The 15,922-nt window shown below is 71.4% G+C and carries 13 protein-coding genes; 1 reads left to right on the forward strand and 12 read right to left on the reverse strand.

Annotated elements, in window-relative coordinates; all coding sequences use genetic code 11:
- Nucleotides 1-34: 34 nt before the first annotated feature.
- The 4 genes from ABT034_RS20490 to ABT034_RS20505 form a co-directional block, all read right to left on the reverse strand.
- Nucleotides 35-2,569, reverse strand: coding sequence for a hypothetical protein (locus tag ABT034_RS20490; RefSeq protein ID WP_502972997.1), 2,535 nt, complete (start codon nucleotides 2,567-2,569; stop codon nucleotides 35-37).
- 175 nt (nucleotides 2,570-2,744) lie between these two features.
- Nucleotides 2,745-3,122 carry a DUF6113 family protein gene (locus ABT034_RS20495; RefSeq protein ID WP_351217108.1) on the reverse strand — a complete coding sequence of 126 codons (378 nt, stop codon included), beginning with the start codon at nucleotides 3,120-3,122 and terminating at the stop codon, nucleotides 2,745-2,747.
- Complete coding sequence (mshB, locus tag ABT034_RS20500; RefSeq protein WP_351217110.1) at nucleotides 3,119-4,009, reverse strand: N-acetyl-1-D-myo-inositol-2-amino-2-deoxy-alpha-D-glucopyranoside deacetylase; 891 nt, start codon at nucleotides 4,007-4,009, stop codon at nucleotides 3,119-3,121. The genes ABT034_RS20495 and mshB overlap by 4 nt, the downstream gene beginning before the upstream one ends.
- A 63-nt stretch (nucleotides 4,010-4,072) precedes the next feature.
- On the reverse strand, nucleotides 4,073-4,267 hold the full coding sequence (locus ABT034_RS20505; RefSeq protein WP_073809114.1) for a hypothetical protein: 195 nt from the start codon (nucleotides 4,265-4,267) through the stop codon (nucleotides 4,073-4,075).
- 181 nt (nucleotides 4,268-4,448) lie between these two features.
- Between ABT034_RS20505 and ABT034_RS20510 the strand changes: the two genes are divergently transcribed.
- Nucleotides 4,449-6,632, forward strand: a complete 2,184-nt coding sequence (locus ABT034_RS20510) for a S9 family peptidase (protein ID WP_351217112.1) — start codon at nucleotides 4,449-4,451, stop codon at nucleotides 6,630-6,632.
- A 1-nt stretch (nucleotide 6,633) separates the two neighbouring features.
- On the opposite strand, the gene ABT034_RS20515 is transcribed toward ABT034_RS20510, so the two are convergent.
- The 8 genes from ABT034_RS20515 to ABT034_RS20550 all read right to left on the reverse strand — a co-directional run bounded on the left by ABT034_RS20515 (nucleotide 6,634) and on the right by ABT034_RS20550 (nucleotide 15,909).
- A complete protein-coding gene (locus ABT034_RS20515) occupies nucleotides 6,634-7,572 on the reverse strand; it encodes a hypothetical protein (protein WP_351217114.1) in 939 nt (312 codons plus the stop codon).
- Between the two features lie 247 nt (nucleotides 7,573-7,819).
- On the reverse strand, nucleotides 7,820-8,956 hold the full coding sequence (locus tag ABT034_RS20520; protein WP_351217116.1) for an ABC transporter ATP-binding protein: 1,137 nt from the start codon (nucleotides 8,954-8,956) through the stop codon (nucleotides 7,820-7,822).
- Complete coding sequence (locus ABT034_RS20525) at nucleotides 8,949-9,932, reverse strand: ABC transporter ATP-binding protein (protein ID WP_351217118.1); 984 nt, start codon at nucleotides 9,930-9,932, stop codon at nucleotides 8,949-8,951. Before ABT034_RS20525 ends, ABT034_RS20520 begins: the two co-directional genes overlap by 8 nt.
- A 6-nt stretch (nucleotides 9,933-9,938) precedes the next feature.
- Nucleotides 9,939-10,925 (reverse strand): ABC transporter permease, encoded by a 987-nt coding sequence (locus ABT034_RS20530; RefSeq protein ID WP_351217120.1) that lies wholly within the window; start codon nucleotides 10,923-10,925, stop codon nucleotides 9,939-9,941.
- Entirely contained in the window at nucleotides 10,918-11,841 is a 924-nt protein-coding gene (locus ABT034_RS20535) for an ABC transporter permease (protein ID WP_351217122.1), read from the reverse strand. Before ABT034_RS20535 ends, ABT034_RS20530 begins: the two co-directional genes overlap by 8 nt.
- A 105-nt stretch (nucleotides 11,842-11,946) precedes the next feature.
- Nucleotides 11,947-13,572, reverse strand: coding sequence for a peptide ABC transporter substrate-binding protein (locus tag ABT034_RS20540; RefSeq protein ID WP_351217124.1), 1,626 nt, complete (start codon nucleotides 13,570-13,572; stop codon nucleotides 11,947-11,949).
- 176 nt (nucleotides 13,573-13,748) lie between these two features.
- Nucleotides 13,749-14,858, reverse strand: a complete 1,110-nt coding sequence (locus ABT034_RS20545) for an ABC transporter ATP-binding protein (protein ID WP_351217126.1) — start codon at nucleotides 14,856-14,858, stop codon at nucleotides 13,749-13,751.
- Nucleotides 14,851-15,909 carry an ABC transporter ATP-binding protein gene (locus ABT034_RS20550; protein ID WP_351217128.1) on the reverse strand — a complete coding sequence of 353 codons (1,059 nt, stop codon included), beginning with the start codon at nucleotides 15,907-15,909 and terminating at the stop codon, nucleotides 14,851-14,853. Before ABT034_RS20550 ends, ABT034_RS20545 begins: the two co-directional genes overlap by 8 nt.
- Nucleotides 15,910-15,922 lie beyond the last annotated feature (13 nt).

Below are 15,922 nucleotides of genomic sequence, written 5' to 3' on the forward strand. Positions count from 1 at the left end.
AGGGGCGGGGGCTCGTTGGCCGGGGCAGGGGCTGTCAGCCCTCGCCGCTGAGGTCGATCGTCTTCGTGCGCTCGGCCTTCGTCTTGCCGCGCAGCGCGTCGCGCATCACGTAGGCGACGTCGTCGGCCGACACCTGGTGCTTGGCGCCGTCGCCCTTGGTGATCATGACCCCGTCGAAGGCGCCGTCGAGGAGCCGGTCGATCGCCTTCTTGTCGTAGACCTCCACCAGACGGCCGTTCACGGCCTTCATGGAGAGGATCTGCGGCAGGGACCGCGCCGGGCCGAAGTCGATGTACTTGCCGCCCGCGTAGATCCGGATCAGGCCGGACATGGCGGGGGTGGCGAAGTCCTTCATCGCCCGGTCGAGCTCGGCCTTGGTGACGCTGGGTCGGCGGGTGGTGACCGGCAGTTCGACGAGCCGGTTCTGGCCCGTCTCCACCTGGGCGCGGAAGGCGTCCCGGACGGAGATCATCGAGCGCTGGAGGTCGAGGCCCTTGCCCGGCTTGCCCTCGACGGGCGTCACCTTGTTCGGCGTGAAGAGGATCGTGCCCTCGGTGGCCGAGGCGGACGCGCCGGCCAGGTCGCGCAGGGCGACGGCGAGCTTCTCCTCGTCGACCGGGAAGACCGGTTTGGCGACCCGCTCGCCGCCGAAGAGGGAGCCGATGACCGAGACGGGGTTGTAGTCGCTGCCCGCTGCGGCGCGGACGGTCTCCTGGCTGTCGAGCGCCAGGCCCGCCTTCTCCGGGGGCAGCTGGAGCTTCTTGCCGCCCAGGTCGAGCTGGAGCGGGGTGGCGGCGCGCTTGCCGAGGGTCGCGTCCAGCTTGTTGACGGCCTCCTCCTTCGTACCGCCGCCGATGTCCACGCCGAGCACCGTGGTGCCCTTGGGGACGTCGGAGTGGTTGAGGAGGAGTCCGGCGCCGTAGGCGACGCCGACGAGACCGAAGACGCCCGCGGCGACGAGGACCAGCTTGGAGCGGCCCTTCTTCGCCTGGGCACGGCCGGCCGCCGCCTGGCGCGGTGCGGGCGCGGGGGCCGGGGCCGTGCGCTCCTCGGCACGGGGAGTGGGGCGGGCCGCCTTCGGCGGGACGACGGGGATGCCGCTGCTGAGCGTGTCCCCGGAGACGTGCCCGCCGCCGTCGTGCGCGCCCGGGCGACCGGGGCCGGGGGCGGGCGCGGGGGGCTGCGGGGTGAGGATCGCGGTGTCGTCGGAGAGGCGGGGAGCGCCGGCTTGGCCGGGGCCGGGGAAGGGGGAGCCGGCGCCGGCCTGGACGGGGCCGGGGAAGGGGGAACCCGCGGCGTCCTGACCGGGGCCTTGACCGCGGCCCTGGCCGGGGCCCTGGCCGGGGCCTTGGCCGGGGCCCTGACCCGGTCCTTGGGCGAGACCCTGACCGGCGGGGCCCTGACCGGCGGGGCCCTGCCCGGGCCGCTGCCCGGGGCCCTGGCCAGACCCGCGGCCGGGTCGCTGCCCGGGGCCCTGGCCGGGGCCCTGCCCCGGGCGCTGGCCCGGCCCCTGGCCCTGCGCCGGACCGCCGAGCGAGGCGGTGCCGGTGACCGGGCCCGTGGTGGGGCCGGTCGGCGCGGCCGCGCCGGGGCCCCGGTACGCGGGCGTACCGGCGGCCGGCGTCCCGGTGTACAGGGGGGTTCCGGCGGCGGGAGTGCCGTCGAAGCCGGGGTTGCCCGCGCCCGGGGTGCCGCCGTATCCGGGGTTTCCGGCGCCCGGGGCGCCGCCAAGACCCGGCGTACCGACGCCCTGTGCCCCGTCGTAGCCCGGGTTTCCGGCGCCCGGCGTCCCGTCGTACATCGGCGTCCCACCGGCAGGCGTGCTTGGGTGCATCGGCGTACCCCCCGCAGGGGTGCCGTCATACCTCGGCGTCCCGCCCGCCGGCGTCCCCGGGTACATCGGCGTGCCCCCCGCCGGGGTCCCGGTGTACGTCGGGTTCCCCCCCGCCGGAGTGCCGCTCTCGTACAGCGGGTTGCCGGCCGTCGGCTGGGGTGCCGTGACCGGGCGGCTCGACGGGGTGTTGCCCACCGTCGGGACGCCCGAGGTCGCGGAGCCCGCGAAGCCCGTGCCCTGGGCTTCCTGCCCGAGGGGGGCGGGCTTCGGGGTCGGGGTCGGGGCCGACGGCAGCGCGGGCGCCGGGGCCGGGCCCTGGGGCGCCGCCTTGCGGCGGGCGAACCAGTCGCTCGGCTCCTTCGCCTTCGGCGCCTCCTCGGCCTGCGGCGGCTCGGCGGCCGCCACCGGCTCGGGCGCCGACCGCTCCACGGCCGGAGCGGGCTCCGACGCCGCGTCGGGCGCGGGCGACTCGACCGTCTTGCGGACGACGACCGGCGGGATCGGACGCGAACCCGGGATGTTGATCCGGATCCGGGTCGTCAGCGTCGTCTCCGTCTTGGGCTCCTCCGGCGGAGCGGACGCGGCGGCGGTCTCCTCCGGCGCGTCCTGCGAGGGGTGGAGCGACGGATACTGGCGGGATCCGTACGGCGGTGTACCCGAGGGGTACGCGGCTCCACCGCGCCCCTGGGCGCCGGAGGACGAACTGTCAGTCTCTCGACCAGTTTCACGACTCAAAGCAGGATCTCCCGGTTGGCTCCACCGCCCGCTCTTGCAGATGCTCGTGTAACCCGGGCGGTTCGGCGGCGCGCACCACCATACTGGCCGCCGCCGTCACATACCTGACCCCTGGGTGAAGGACGACGGGCAATCCGGCCGAAGTCAGGGCGTCATCGGTCTCAAGTCGTCCTGTTCACGGGGCCGGACGCGGCAACCGGCCCAGAGTGGCGCACATCACAGCGAGCGCCATGCCTCCGAAGAGGAAGAGGAGCTCACCGACACCTCCGGCGAACACCCCGTCACCCTCGGGGCGTCCGAGGCTGAGCAGGATGACGGCGAGGAGCCAGCCGCCTCCGCCGGCGACGACGCCGGCGTGGGTGCCGGTCGCGCGCAGTCCTCCGTAGAAGACGGCGGTGGCCGCGAGGAGCGCGAGGAACAGGCCGCCGGGGAGCCAGGCGGCCTGGACGAGGGCGCCCGCCGTGCCGACGAGGGCGCCGAGGACGAACAGTCCGGCGTACCAGGCGAACCGGGCGTTGCGGGAGGCCGCCGGAGCCGCACCCGAGGTGCTCACGCGGTCACCCCCGCGAAGAGGTCCGTCTCGCGTACGCCCGCGGGGGCGCCGGGGACGCCCCGGACCAACTCGTAGTACTCGGTGGTGAGGATCGGCTGGCCCAGGTCGTTGGAGAGGGCGAAGGAGGGGCCGTCGACGGCGACTTGGGTGGCGTGCGCGGCCATCGCCGCGCTCTTGCGGGCGGTGTGCTCCGGGCCCGCGTCGATCTCGGCGGTGATCCGGTCCTCGTCGACGACGCCGGGGACGTCGTCGATCGCCGCGAGGGCGGGGAAGGCGGAGCCCTCGGCGCGCAGCCGGGCGAAGCCGGCCTCGACGACGGGCCGCGGGACGCGGTTCCAGTAGATCTTGGCGATCGTGTGGGCGGGCCCGAGGTCGGGGCGGTAGGCGGGGTCCGCGGCGAGTTCGGCGGCGCGCATGGCGACCCGGTGGGCCTGGATGTGGTCGGGGTGGCCGTAGCCGCCGTCGGGGTCGTAGGTGATCAGGACCTGCGGGCGGGTCTCCCGGATCACGTCGACGAGGTACGGGGCGGCGGTGTCGACGTCGGTGTTCCAGAAGGCGTTCTCACGCTTGTTCTGTTCGACGCCCATCATTCCGGAGTCGCGGAACCGCCCCGGGCCGCCGAGGAAGCGGTGGTCGGTGACGCCCAGCTCGGTCATCGCGGCGGCGAGTTCGCCGACACGGTGGGGGCCGAGCCGGTCGTCCCGGTCGGGGGCCAGGTGGGCGAGCTCGGGCGGGATGACCTCGCCCTCCTCGCCGAGCGTGCAGGTGACGAGGGTGACGAGGGCGCCCTCGGCCGCGTACCTGGCCATGGTGGCGCCGTTGTTGATCGACTCGTCGTCCGGGTGCGCGTGCACGAGCAGCAGACGGCGGGCGGGGAGATCGGACATGTCCCCACCCTACGAGGTCCGGCCGCCTGGCAGGTCAGTGCGTGCGGGAGGTCGTGCGGGGGCTCAGAACTTGATGCCGCCGACCATGTTCGCCACGTTTGTGGTGAGGGTGCTGATGGACGGAGCGATGGACGAGCTCGCCAGGTAGAAGCCCAGGAGCGCGCAGATCGCCGCGTGGCCGGCCTTCAACCCGGATTTCCGGATCAGAAGGAAGACGACGATCGCCAGCAGCACCACCACGGAGATCGAGAGTGCCACGGCGGTTCACCTCCACACTTCTTCGGTCGGATATTCGAGCGGTTCGGTCGATCAGCATGTGCCAGGGGGCATGCCGATCGGATGCATACCCACCTAGCGCTACGGATCATAACTATCCGTGCCATCGCATCGATCGGCGGACGGAGGCACGAGGGGGGCGCACAGCGCTAGTTTCAGCCGCATGACCTTGTCTCGACAGCAGTCGGCCACACCCTCGGCCGGGCTCTCCTTCCCCCGCCAGTACGCCAGGACCCAGCGGTTCACCCTGGGGGTCCCGCGTGCGTTCTCGGTCTCCCCGGACGGGGAACGCGTGGTGTTCGTCAGATCCGCCTCGGGTACGGACCGCATCCACCGGCTCTGGGTCCTGGACCTGCCCCGTGACGGCGGGGCGCCGGTGGAGCGGGTGGCGGCCGACCCGGAGGTGCTGCTCGCGGGGGCGGAGGAGGAGTTGTCGCCGCAGGAGCGGGCGCGCCGGGAGCGGAGCCGGGAGGGCTCGGCCGGGGTGGTGTCCTACGCGGTGGACGGGGCCGTGGAGTTGGCGGCGTTCGCCCTGTCGGGGCGGCTGTTCACGGCGGAGTTGCGGGCCGGGACGGCGCGGGAGCTGCCGGTGCCGGGCCCGGTGATCGACCCCCGGCCCTCGCCGGACGGGCGGCTCGTGGCGTACGTGGCGGAGGGCGCGCTGCGGGTGGTGGGCGCGGACGGCGGCGGCGACCGGGAGGTGGCCGTTCCGGAGGACGCGCACGTGTCCTACGGATTGGCTGAATTCATCGCCTCGGAGGACATGTCCCGGGAGCGGGGTTTCTGGTGGTCACCGGGCTCGGACCGGCTGCTCGTCGCGCGGTTCGACGAGCGGGCGGTACGGCGCTGGTGGATCGCCGACCCGGCGCATCCGGACCGGGAGCCGCAGCCGGTGGCGTATCCGGCGGCGGGCACGGCCAACGCGGAGGTCCGGCTGTTCGTGATGGGGCTCGACGGGGCCCGTACGGAGGTGCGGTGGGACCGGGAGCGGTATCCGTATCTGGCGCGGGTGCACTGGTCGGCGGCGGGCGCTCCGCTGCTGCTCGTGCAGGCGCGGGACCAGCGCGCACAGGTGTTCCTGGCGGTGGACCCGGAGTCCGGGGAGACGACGGCCGTACGGGAGGAGCGGGACCCGGCGTGGCTGGAGCTGCTGCCGGGGGTGCCGGCGTGGACTCCGGACGGGCGGCTGGTGCGGCTCGGCGACGAGAGCGGGGCCCGCGCCCTGGCCGTCGGGGACGAGACGCTCACCGACGGCAGGCTGCACGTCCGCGCGGTGCTGGACATCGGGGCGGACGACGTCCTCGTGTCGGCGTCGGCGGGCGCGGGTGCGGCGGCCCCGGAGACCGGTGAGGTCCATGTGTACCGGGTGACGGGTGCGGGCGCCGAGCGGCTGTCCGAGGGTGTCGGGGTGCACGGGGCGGTGCGCTGCGGGGCGGTGACCGTGCTCGTGTCGGCGCGGCCGGAGGCGCCGGGGAGCGTGGCGCGGGTGCTGCGGGACGGCGAACAGGTCGCGGTGGTGGCCTCGTACGCGAAGGAGCCGGTGATCGGCGTCCGGGTGCGGCTCACGGAGGCGGGGGCCCGGCGGATCCCGTGCGCGGTGCTGCTGCCCTCCGGTTACGAGGAGGGTGACGGGCCGCTGCCGGTCCTGATGGATCCGTACGGCGGTCCGCACGGGCCCCGGGTGGTCGCCGCGCACAATCCGCATCTGACGTCCCAGTGGTTCGCGGACCAGGGTTTCGCGGTGGTCGTGGCGGACGGGCGGGGCACGCCGGGCCGCTCCCCCGCCTGGGAGAAGGCGATCCTGCGGGACTTCTCGCCGACCCTCGACGACCAGGTGGACGCGCTCCAGGGGCTCGCCGGGCGTTTCCCGCTCGATCTGGAACGGGTGGCGATCCGGGGCTGGTCGTACGGCGGGTATCTGGCGGCCCGGGCGGTGCTCCAGCGGCCCGACGTGTTCCACGCGGCGGTCGCCGGGGCGCCGGTGACGGACTGGCGGCTCTACGACACCCACTACACGGAGCGGTACCTCGGCACCCCGCAGGACGATCCGGAGGTGTACGCGGCGCAGTCGCTGCTCACCGACGACGGGCTCACGGGACCGGAGGTCCCGGCGCGGCCGATGATGATCGTCCATGGTCTCGCGGACGACAACGTGGTGGTCGCGCACGCGCTGCGGCTGTCCTCCGCGCTGCTCGCGGCGGGCCGGCCGCACGAGGTGCTGCCGCTGTCCGGGGTGACCCACATGACACCGCAGGAGCAGGTGGCGGAGAACCTGCTGCTGCTTCAGGTGGACTTCCTGCGGCGGTCCCTGGGGCTGTCGGAAGGGCGACCGGAGGAGGGGAGCTGAGTCACCAGCCGGGCGGCGGCGGGTAGGGCGGGGCCGGGGGCGGCATCCTGTGCGGCGGGTAGGGGCCGGGTACGGCGGCGGGGGCGCCGCGCCCGGCGAGGAGGACGAGCACCGCGCCGCCTGCGAGCAGCCCGAAGAAGGCGCTGAGGACCTCCATCCCGGGTGCGGTCGCGAGGTCCTCGGCGCGGCCGACGAGTTCGTTCCGGCCGGTCCGCGCGACGTCGGCGATGCCGCCGGCCGTGAGGAACACCCCGGCGAGGAGCCCGAAGGCCCGGCTGTGGCGGGCCCGTACGAGGGCGGAGACGGCGGCCGTCCCGTACAGGGCGACGAGGACGAGGGAGAGCCAGCCGGGCGGGGGCGCGAGGGCCGGTTTGATGACGGACCGGCCGCCGACGAACCGGTCGACGGTGATCTCCACGGGCAGTTCGACGGCCCAGTACACCTCCCACGCGACCGTGACCAGCACGGCGACGGCGAGGAGGACCCCGGCGGTGACGGCGGGGCCGGTACGGGGGCGGGTGGGCGGCTGCTCGTACGAGGTGGTGACGCGGCGGCGGCCGGCGGCGGCGAGAGCGACCAGTGCGGCGGCGAGGGCCAGTGCGAGGAGGGCGGTCACGAGGGCCCCGCTGTCGGTCGCCCAGAGTCCGGGCAGCCGCAGGGCGAGGGTGACGGCGCCGGTCGCGGCGAGCGCGGAGGCCGCGTGGCGCGAGCGGAGGGCGGCGACGGCGGTGGCGGCGGAGACGGCGAGCAGCACCGGGTCGACGAGGGAGGTGGCGGACCGCCCCCGGATGAGGAAGTGGTGGTCCCCCGCCCAGTACCAGCCGAGGTCGGCGGGCGAGCCGAGCGCGGCGAGGTCCTTGAGGATCCACACGGCGGCGATGAGGGCCAGCGCGGCGCAGAGCGCGGCACCCGCGAGCCGGGCCGGTCGTGTCAGAGTCACGGTCCCGATACTCACGGTCGTCACCGATCGAAACAAGCGGTTCCGCATATCCCGCGCGCAACAGGGCCCGTGCCCTCGGAGGGCGAGTGAGCCCGGCTTGAGCGCCCGGAGGTGAACCGAGCCAAAAAAGGGGCAGCCGGCCGGGACGCCATGACGTCCCGGCCGGTACACGGCACCCGCACGGCCGTACGCTGTCGAGTCTTTCGTGTTCGTATATCGGATCCGATTCCGCCAAGTTGCCTGGGCGTTAAGGCGCTTCGGGTTTGCGGAAGAAGCTGCGGCGCGGCGGGGCTTCGGGTTCGCCCGTGTCGTGCTCCGGGGGGACCACCTGCTTCTCCTCCGCGAAGTGGCAGGCCGAGTCGTGCCGCGCCGGGCTGTCGGTGAGGCGGAAGACCGCCGGGACCGCCAGGAGCGGGACTTCGAGGGCGCAGCGTTCCTGGGCCTTCCAGCAGCGGGTGCGGAAGCGGCAGCCGGAGGGGATGTTGGCCGGGGAGGGCACGTCGCCGGTGAGGATGATGCGCTCGCGGTGGGCCCGCGCCTCGGGGTCGGGAACGGGGACGGCGGAGAGCAGCGCCTGGGTGTAGGGGTGGGTGGGGTGGTCGTAGATCTGGGTGTCGGTGCCGATCTCGACGATCCGGCCGAGGTACATGACGCCGACCCGGTCGGAGATGTGCCGGACGATCGAGAGGTCGTGGGCGATGAAGACGTACGACAGGGAGAACTCGGTCTGGAGGTTCTCCAGGAGGTTGACGACCTGCGCCTGGACGGAGACGTCGAGCGCGGAGACCGGTTCGTCGGCGACGATGATCTCGGGCTGGAGGGCGAGGCCGCGGGCGATGCCGATGCGCTGGCGCTGGCCGCCGGAGAACTGGTGCGGGTAGCGGTTGATGTACTCGGGGTTGAGGCCGACGACGTCGAGGAGGTCCTGGACCTTCTGCCGGCGGGAGCCCTTGGGCGCGACCTCGGGGTGGATCTCGTACGGCTCGCCGATGATGTCACCGACGGTCATGCGGGGGTTCAGCGAGGTGTACGGGTCCTGGAACACCATCTGGATGTTGCGGCGGACGGCCTTCAGGGCGCGCGGCGAGAGGGTGGTGATGTCGTCGCCCTTGTAGCGGATCGAGCCGGACGTCGGCCGCTCCAGGTTGACGAGCATCTTCGCGACGGTCGACTTGCCGCAGCCGGATTCGCCGACGATGCCTAGGGTCTCGCCGGCGGCGAGGTCGAAGTCGACCCCGTCGACGGCTTTGACGGCGCCGACCTGCTTCTTGAAGAGGACGCCCCGGGTGAGCGGGTAGTGCTTGTGCAGGCCCCGGACTTCGAGGATCGGCTCGGTCGTCCTGGTCGTCTCGGACGCCTCGGCCGGCTCGGCCGTCTCAGCCATGGAGGCACTCCTTCCAGAAGTGGCAGGCGCTGGCGCGTGGCACCGGGGACTCGGTCACCTCGTACAGCGGGGGTACGTCGGTCCGGCAGCGGTCCCTGGCGAGGGGGCAGCGGGGGTTGAAGGCGCAGCCCGGCGGGATGTGCAGCAGGTTGGGCGGCAGGCCCTTGATGGCGTACAGCTCCTGGCCCTTCTGGTCCAGGCGCGGGATCGAGTCGAGGAGGCCCCGGGTGTAGGGGTGGGCGGGGGCCTTGTAGATCTCGTGGACGGGGGCGCGTTCGACGATCCGGCCGGCGTACATGACGGCGATCTTGTCGGCGACGTCGGCGACCACCCCGAGGTCGTGGGTGATGAGGATGAGGCCCATGTTGAGTTCGCGCTGGAGCTCGGCGAGCAGGTCCATGACCTGGGCCTGGACGGTGACGTCGAGGGCGGTGGTGGGCTCGTCGGCGATGATCAGTTCGGGTTCGAGGGCGAGCGCCATCGCGATCATGATGCGCTGGCGCATGCCGCCGGAGAACTGGTGGGGGTACTGGCCGACGCGTTCCTTGGCGGCGGGGATGCGGACCCGGTCCATGAGTTCGACGGCCCTGGCCTTGGAGTCCTTGCGGGACATGCCCCGGTGGACCTGGAACATCTCGCCGAGCTGGTCGCCGACGCTGAGGACGGGGTTGAGGGAGGAGAGGGCGTCCTGGAAGACCATCGCCATCTTGGCGCCCCGGATCGTGCGCCGTTCCTCCTCCTTGAGCTTCAGGAGGTCCTGGCCCTGGAAGAGGATCTCGCCCTGGGTGATCTTCCCCGGCGGGATGTCGAGGATGCCCATGACGGCCTGGGCGGTGACGGACTTGCCGGAGCCGGACTCGCCGAGGACGGCGAGGGTCTCGCCGGCGTCGACGGAGTAGTCGACGCCGTTGACCGCCTTGGCGACCCCGTCGCGGGTGTGGAACTCCACGTGCAGGTCGCGCACTTCGAGCAGCATGGGTCCCTACCTCAGCTTGGGGTCGAGGGCGTCGCGGACGGCGTCGCCGAGCATGATGAAGGCGAGCACGGTGATGGCGAGCGCGCCGGAGGGCCAGAGCAGCATGTGCGGGGCGTTGCGCACGTAGTTGGCGGCCGAGGAGATGTCGATGCCCCAGGAGACGGTGGGGGGCTTGAGGCCGACGCCGAGGAAGGAGAGCGTCGCTTCGAGCGCGATGTACGTGCCGAGGGCGATGGTCGCGACGACGATGACGGGCGCGAGGGCGTTGGGCGAGATGTGGCGGAGCAGCATCCGCGAGTTGGAGGCGCCGAGGGCGCGGGCGGCCTGCACGTAGTCGTTCTGTTTGACGGTGATGACGGAGCCGCGGGCGATGCGGGAGATCTGCGGCCAGCCGAGGAGCACCATGAAGCCGATGACGGGCCAGACGCTGTTGGCGCTGACGACGGAGAGCAGGACGAGGCCGCCGAGGATGACGGGGATGGCGAAGAAGACGTCGGTGATGCGGGAGAGGAAGCCGTCCCAGGCGCCGCCGTAGAAGCCGGCGAGGCCGCCCAGGACGGAGCCGAGGAGGGTCACGCCGAGGGTGGCGAAGACGCCGACCTGGACGGAGGCCCTGGCTCCGTAGACGGTGCGGGTGTAGACGTCGCAGCCCTGGCCGTTGAAGCCGAAGGGGTGGCCGGGTTGGGAGCCTTCCTGCGCCTTGGAGAGGTCGCAGTCGAGGGGGTTGCCGCTGGCGATGAGCTGCGGCCAGATGGCGATGACCACGAGGAAGACGATGATGAGGCCGGAGACGATGAAGATCGGGTTGCGGCGCAGGTCGTGCCAGGCGTCGGACCAGAGGGAGCGGGGCTTGTTGTCGGGGCCGGTGCCTTCGGGGCCGGCCGGATTCTTCTCCAGGGTCTCGGCCTCGGCCATCGCGAGGTCGTAGGCGCCGCCGCCGCCGGTGGGGGCGATGGCCTGGCCGTCGTACGGCTGCTCGGGCTGCTCAGGCATAGCGGATCCTCGGGTCAAGGACGGCGTACAGGAGGTCGACGAGCAGGTTCGCCACCAGGAAGACCAGGACGAGGACGGTCACGAAGCCGACGACGGTCTGGGTGTTCTGGCGGAGGATGCCCTGGTAGAGCTGGTAGCCGACGCCGTGGATGTTGAAGATCCGTTCGGTGACGATGGCTCCGCCCATGAGTGCGCCGACGTCGGTGCCGATGAAGGTCACCACGGGGATGAGGCTGTTGCGCAGCAGGTGGCGGGTGATGACCCGGCGGCGGGGCAGGCCCTTGGCGACGGCGGTGCGGACGTAGTCGGCGCGCTTGTTCTCGGCGATGGAGGTCCGGGTGAGCCGGGTGACGTACGCGAGGGAGACCGAGGCGAGGACGAGCCCGGGGACGATCAGCTCGTCGAACGTGGCCGCGCTGGAGACGGCCGGATCGATCCAGCCCCACTTCACGCCGAGGAGGAGCTGGAGCAGCAGGCCGGTGACGAAGGTCGGGACGGAGATGACGACCAGGGTCAGGAGCAGCACGGTGGTGTCGATGGGGCGGCCGCGGCGGAGGCCGGTGAGGACGCCGAGGCTGATGCCGATGACGATCTCGAAGACGATGGCGACGAGGGTGAGACGGATGGTGACCGGGAAGGCGTTGCCCATCAGCTCGGTGACCTCCTGGCCGTTGAAGGCCGTGCCGAAGTCGCCGGTGAAGACGTTGCCCATGTAGGTCAGGTATTGCTGCCAGACGGGTTTGTCGAGGCCGAACTCCTTCTTGAGCTGGGCGGCGGTCGCCGGGTCGCACTGGCGGTCGCCGCACAGTCCGGCGATGGGGTCGCCCATCACGTTCACCATCAGGAAGATCAGCAGCGTGGCGCCGAAGAAGACCGGGATCATCTGCAGCAGTCGCCGGATCACATATCGACCCATGGGGGGCTCCGGGGGGTTGGCTCCGCTTAGGGGGTTCCGGGGAAGGCGTACGGCCCGGCGCGGGGGTCCGCGGGCCGGGCCGTACGCCTCCGACCTGCTACGACGTCAGTTGACCTTGATCTGGTCGTAGACCGGGACGCTGAAGGGGTTCAGGGAGACGCTGCTGACGCGCTCCGAGTAGCCGGCGCTGCCGTTCTGGTACCAGAGCGGGATGGCGCCCATGTCGTCGCGGAGGATGCCCTCGGCCTGCTGGAAGAGTCCGATGGCCTTCGCGGTGTCGGGCTCGGCGTTGGCCTGGTTCACCAGTTTGTCGAACTCGGGGTCGGTGTACTTTCCGTCGTTGGACGAGGCGTTGGTGTAGTACAGCGGCTGCAGGAAGTTCTGGATGAGCGGGTAGTCCATCTGCCAGCCGGCGCGGAAGGGGCCGTTGAGCTTCTGCGTGGTGACCTGGTTGCGGTAGTCGGCGAAGGTGCCGACGGGGTTGCCGACGCAGGCGCGGTCGTTGCCGAGGGCGCGGTTGATGGAGTTGCAGACCGCGTCGACCCATTCCTTGTGGGAGCCGGTGTCGGCGTTGTACGAGATCCGCATCGTGCCGCCGGGGATGCCGCCGCCCTCCGCGACGAGCTTCTTCGCCTCGGCCGCGTCGTACTTGCACATGTCGCCGCAGACGTCCTTGAAGCCGCCTTCCTCGCCGAGGACGGGGGAGGTCCAGTCGACGGCGGGGGTACGGGTCTTCTGGAAGATCGTCTCGGTGATCTGGGCGCGGTCGATGGCGCGGGAGAGCCCCTGGCGGAGCTTCTCCTGGCCGGGCTTGTTCCAAGCGGCGTCGTAGAACGGGAAGGACAGGGTCTGGATGATGCCGGCGGGGACGTTGATGTACCGGTCGCCGAGGTCGGCCTCGACGTTCTTGAGCTGGGAGGCGGGGACGTCGTCGACGAGGTCGAGGTTGCCGGCCGTCAGGTCGGTGTAGGCGGTGTTGTTGTCGGTGTAGACCTTGAGGGTCACGCCGCCGTTCTGCGCCTTGTCGGTCCCGGGGTAGCCGTCCCAGCGCTTGAGGGCCATCTGGGAGCCCTTGGAGTACGAGTCGACGGTGTACGGGCCGTTGCCGACGGGCTTCGATAGCCAGCCGGCGTGGTCGTCGTAGAAGGCCTTGGGGAGCGGGGCGAAGGCGGCGTAGCCGAGGGTGACGGGCCACGTGGAGAACTTCTGGGTGAGCTTCACGGTGAAGGTCTGGGGGCCGGTGACCTTGAGGCCGGACATGGTCTCGGCGGTCGGTTCGCCCTTCTCGGGGTGGACCTTGTCGTAGCCCTCGATCTGGCCGAAGAAGTAGGCGTTCTTCTGGTTGTTCTTCAGATGGGCGCCGTAGTTCCAGGCGTCGACGAAGGACTTGGCGGTGACCTTCTCGCCGTTGGAGAAGGTCCAGCCGTCCTTGACCGTGATGGTGAAGTTGGTCGAGTCCGTGGTCTCGATCTTCTCGGCGAGCATGTCCTTGGCCTCGCCGGTCTTCGGGTCGTACTGCTTGAGCCCGCGGAAGATCATGGAGAGGACCTTGCCGCCCTGGACCTCGTTGGTGTTGGCGGGCTCAAGCGGGTTCTGCGGGTCACCCCACGAGGAACTCACGATGCCGTCGGCACCTCCGCCGCCGCTGTCGTCGCCGCCACCGCAGGCGGTCGCCGCGAGGGCGACGGCGGTGGCCAGAGCGGCCCACTTGGCGTGCGTGGCTCCGCGCATGGAGTGCCTCCCGAATGTCCTCAATGTGACTTAGGCCCCAATATCACCCGATATTGACGGGTGTGCACTTTTACGAGGGCCGGACGGTCGGACCTTCACCGCGGGACACGGAAAGGGGCGCCCCTTTCCGTACGTACGGAAAGGGGCGCCCCTTCTCGGGTCTGTCGCTCTGCGCGTCAGTGCACCGGCACGACCTGCTTCTCCTCGGCGAAGTGGCAGGCCGAGAAGTGCGCGGCCGGGGTGTCCTCGCCCTGGAAGCGCTGCGGGATCGCGAGGAGCGGGGTCTCCTGGGCGCACTTGTCCTGCGCCTTCCAGCAGCGGGTGCGGAAGCTGCAGCCCGACGGCGGGTTCGCCGGCGAGGGGACGTCGCCGGTGAGGATGATCCGCTCGCGGTGCGCGCGGGCCTCCGGGTCCGGCACCGGCACCGCGGAGAGCAGCGCCTGCGTGTACGGGTGCGTCGGGTGCTCGTAGATCTGCTCGTCCGTACCGATCTCGGCCATCTTGCCGAGGTACATGACGCCGACGCGGTCCGAGATGTGCCGGACGATCGACAGGTCGTGCGCGATGAAGAGGTAGGAGAGGTTGAACTCGTCCTGGAGCTTCTCCATCAGGTTGATGACCTGCGCCTGGACGGAGACGTCCAGGGCCGAGACGGGCTCGTCGCAGATGATGATCTCCGGGTTGAGCGCGAGGCCGCGGGCGATGCCGATGCGCTGGCGCTGACCGCCGGAGAACTGGTGCGGGTACCGGTTGATGTACTCCGGGTTGAGGCCGACGACGTCGAGCAGCTCCTGCACCTTGCGGCGCCGGTCGCCCTTCGGGGCCACCTCGGGGTGGATGTCGTAGGGCTCGCCGATGATGTCGCCGACCGTCATGCGCGGGTTCAGCGAGGTGTACGGGTCCTGGAACACCATCTGGATGTTGCGGCGGACGGCCTTCAGGGCACGCCCGGACAGCTTGGTGATGTCCTGGCCCTTGAAGAAGACCTCGCCGGCGGTGGCCTTCTCCAGGTTCATCAGGAGCTTGGCGACCGTGGACTTGCCACAGCCGGACTCGCCCACGATGCCGAGGGTCTCGCCCTGGAAGAGGTCGAAGGAGACCCCGTCCACGGCCTTGACCGCACCGACGTTCTTCTTGAAGAGGATGCCCTGCGTCAGCGGGAAGTGCTTCTTCAGGCCACGCACCTGGAGGATCGGCTCGCCGCGGCCCACGGGGGCCTCGATGGCGGCTACGGCCTCCGCCTCGGACGCGGCCACGGCCTCGTCGTTCTTGCTGAGGTCAGCCATGGATCGTCTCCTTCCAGAAGTGGCAGGCGCTCTTACGGCCCGGGAGATCCGCGCCGTCCTGCTCGGTGACCGGCACCAGGGCCGGGATCTCCGTACGGCAGATGTCGTCGGCCTTCGGGCAGCGCGGGTTGAAGGCGCAGCCGGACGGCACCTTGAGCAGGTTGGGCGGGAGGCCCTTGATCGCGTAGAGCTCCTGGCCCTTCTGGTCCAGGCGCGGGATCGAGTCCAGGAGACCGCGGGTGTACGGGTGGGCCGGGCGGCCGTACAGCTCGTGCACCGGCGCCTGCTCGACGATCCGGCCGGCGTACATCACGGCGATCTTGTCCGCGACGTCGGCGACGACGCCGAGGTCGTGGGTGATCAGGATCAGACCCATGTTGTATTCCCGCTGGAGCTCCGCGAGGAGGTCCATGACCTGGGCCTGGACGGTCACGTCGAGAGCCGTGGTGGGCTCGTCGGCGATGATCAGGTCCGGCTCCAGGGCGAGCGCCATGGCGATCATGATGCGCTGGCGCATACCGCCGGAGAACTGGTGGGGGTAGTCGGAGACCCGCGCCGCGGCGGCGGGGATCTTGACCTTGTCCATCAGCTCGATGGCCTTGACCCTGGCGTCCTTCTTGGACAGGCCCTGGTGCACCCGGAACATCTCGCCGAGCTGGTAGCCGACGCTGAGGACCGGGTTGAGGGAGGACAGCGCGTCCTGGAAGATCATCGCGATCTTCCGGCCGCGGATCTTCCGGCGCTCCTCCTCGGACATCTTCAGCATGTCCTGGCCGCGGAACAGGATCTCGCCCTGCGGGATCTTGCCGGGCGGCATGTCGAGGATGCCCATGATGGCCTGCGCGGTGACGGACTTGCCGGAGCCGGACTCGCCGAGGACGGCGAGGGTCTCGCCGGCGTTCACCGAGTAGTTGACGCCGTTGACCGCCTTGGCCACACCGTCACGGGTGTGGAACTCGACGTGCAGGTCGCGGACTTCGAGCAGCGGACCGTTGTGGTCGGAGCCGTCGCGCGGCGCGGGGACGGCCGCGGTCTTGTCGATGATGGTCATCTTTTACGCCCTC

Origin of the sequence: Streptomyces sp. NPDC002773, assembly GCF_040295605.1 — a bacterium.
Classification (GTDB): domain Bacteria; phylum Actinomycetota; class Actinomycetes; order Streptomycetales; family Streptomycetaceae; genus Streptomyces.

Coding starts and splice junctions, on each gene's coding strand:
- ABT034_RS20545 (WP_351217126.1), bottom strand. CDS start 14,858: ATGGCTGACCTCAGCAAGAACGACGAGGCCGTGGCCGCGTCCGAGGCG.
- ABT034_RS20540 (WP_351217124.1), bottom strand. CDS start 13,572: ATGCGCGGAGCCACGCACGCCAAGTGGGCCGCTCTGGCCACCGCCGTC.
- ABT034_RS20520 (WP_351217116.1), bottom strand. CDS start 8,956: ATGGCTGAGACGGCCGAGCCGGCCGAGGCGTCCGAGACGACCAGGACG.
- ABT034_RS20525 (WP_351217118.1), bottom strand. CDS start 9,932: ATGCTGCTCGAAGTGCGCGACCTGCACGTGGAGTTCCACACCCGCGAC.
- ABT034_RS20550 (WP_351217128.1), bottom strand. CDS start 15,909: ATGACCATCATCGACAAGACCGCGGCCGTCCCCGCGCCGCGCGACGGC.
- mshB (WP_351217110.1), bottom strand. CDS start 4,009: ATGTCCGATCTCCCCGCCCGCCGTCTGCTGCTCGTGCACGCGCACCCG.
- ABT034_RS20510 (WP_351217112.1), top strand. CDS start 4,449: ATGACCTTGTCTCGACAGCAGTCGGCCACACCCTCGGCCGGGCTCTCC.
- ABT034_RS20530 (WP_351217120.1), bottom strand. CDS start 10,925: ATGCCTGAGCAGCCCGAGCAGCCGTACGACGGCCAGGCCATCGCCCCC.
- ABT034_RS20535 (WP_351217122.1), bottom strand. CDS start 11,841: ATGGGTCGATATGTGATCCGGCGACTGCTGCAGATGATCCCGGTCTTC.